This window comes from Flavobacterium sp. T50_26, assembly GCF_057652995.1.
On record NZ_JBYFCC010000051.1, the window covers coordinates 1 to 1,983 of the forward strand.

The following is a 1,983-nucleotide window of genomic DNA, read 5'->3' on the forward strand; positions in this document are numbered from 1 at the left end:
AAAAGCTTGTCGGCTTTTTGCGTGTCTTTGTTCTGTGCACTAAGTGGTGTAAGACTTAAACTTACAATACTTAGAATCGATATATATATTTTTTTCATCGTTTGGATTGCTTTTTAGGTTAGAAAAATCGTGGTGAACGGGATACTTTCTTCGGGAAGTTTACATCAAACAACAAGAAAAACTCGTGCGAAGAAGGCGTGGTGATATTTAAATCCGATACGATATGATCATACGCATATCCAATACGAAGGTTTGGGGTGATGGCATAGTTTAGCATCGCTCCAAAACTGTCTTCTAAACGATAGGTAGCTCCAATTTCAAACTTCTCGAAAAACAAAAAGTTAGTTGATACATCCAGCGAAGTCGGTGCATTAAAGGCTGACTTTAACATCGCAAAAGGTTTGAATTTTGTGTTCGGACTTAAATCAAACACATATCCTGCTGTTAAAAAGTAGTGTGATACTTCTGATCCAAATTCTCTCTCTTGTCCGTCATCTCTCAAATCTAAGTGTTTTGATTTTAGCATGTTTGGAACCGAAAAGGCTACATAGTATTTATTGGTATAATAAAAAATACCTGTACCTATGTTTAAGTAGGTGTTACTGATGTTTTGGCTAAAAGCAGGGTCATTTTCCTGTGGTAGGGTGTTATAAACCTGATCATAAAGACCTACTTTGTGAAAGGTAAGTCCTCCTTTTAATCCAAAGGCCAATTTGTGCTCGCCTCCTAAATTAAGTGTATACGAGAAGTCGGCATACGCATTGTTCTCTTCTACGGGTCCAATTTTATCCGAGATAACACTTAATCCTAATCCAACGTTTCTTCCCACTGGCATGTGGCCCGAAAAGGTGGCTGTGGTAGGAGCATCTTCGATATCTACCCATTGTTTTCTGTAAAGTAAGCCAAAGGATAGGTTTTCTTTACTTCCTGCATAGGCCGGATTAATGACGTTCATATTATACATATACTGTGTATAATGTGGATCTTGCTGAGCTTTGGTTTCTAAGAAACTGATCGCGGCGATCAATGTTGCAAAATATATTTTTTTCATTTCTTTATAGGGTTTATTTTTTTAAAACTCACCATTACTCTTTCTTCAGTAATGGTGAGTTATGTATATATCTACTAACGCTCTCTGTTGATATAAATCCAACCTGATTTGGCTTCAATGTTATTGAATTCTATCACAAAGTAGTATGTGCCATCCGGTAGTTCGTCGCCACCACTACTTTGACCGTACCACTCATTGCTGTAGTTTCCTCTATCATATACTTTACTTCCGTATCGGTTGTAAATGGATAGTTTTTGAACATCATAAGCTGTTAAATCAAAGAAGTCGTTTAGTCCGTCACCGTTTGGTGAGATACCTTTTTGGATGTCACAATTGTTGATCACTACTTCAAAAGACGTTTGATCAAAACAACCCTCCCCTGTGCTGGCATAGATGTAAATCGTTTGGTCTTCTTCTATCGCTTGACCGGCTTGCAACTGCGTGCCTGTGGCTCCTGGACCTGTATAGTAAGCGTTGCCAACTGCTATTTCCGGTAGGATATATCTGCCACACTCTTCCACATCGCTTAGTTCATCTGCCTCTACCGTGATAAAGGTTACGGTAAAACTAGATTCTGATGAACATCCCGCTAAGGTTCCTGCTGCAAAGATGTACACCGTTTGTGGGGTATTGCTAACCTCAACTTGGGTAAGCACATTGCCTGTACCGTTTGGTCCTGAATAATAAACCCCATTGATTAATGGCTCTAATATCAATGTTCCATTTGCCGCACAAACTATTTGGTCTACTCCCGGGTCAACAGCAGGTCTGGCTACTATTTGAATCGTTACTGTTTGCTCCTCGGCACATCCTGTTGGAGTAAAGGTAACCACCAAAGCACTGTTGGCAACACTTGTGTCAACCAAACCTTCCGGTGTGATTCCGGCTCCACTCCAAGTTCCTAAGGTTCCTTCTACTGAAGTGGTTGGTAA

General features: G+C 39.9%; 2 protein-coding genes. Both read right to left on the bottom strand.

The window, feature by feature from the left end; all coding sequences use genetic code 11:
- Window positions 1–118: 118 nt before the first annotated feature.
- Window positions 119–1,051, bottom strand: a complete 933-nt coding sequence (locus tag AC23MC_RS16370) for a PorP/SprF family type IX secretion system membrane protein (RefSeq protein ID WP_487569398.1) — start codon at window positions 1,049–1,051, stop codon at window positions 119–121.
- 74 nt (window positions 1,052–1,125) lie between these two features.
- A partial coding sequence (locus AC23MC_RS16375; protein ID WP_487569399.1) for a T9SS type B sorting domain-containing protein occupies window positions 1,126–1,983 on the bottom strand: 858 nt, incomplete at its 5' end.

What these genes read in the sequence shown, in the direction of transcription:
- AC23MC_RS16370 (WP_487569398.1), bottom strand. Translation starts at nt 1,051, where the DNA reads ATGAAAAAAATATATTTTGCAACATTGATCGCCGCGATCAGTTTCTTA.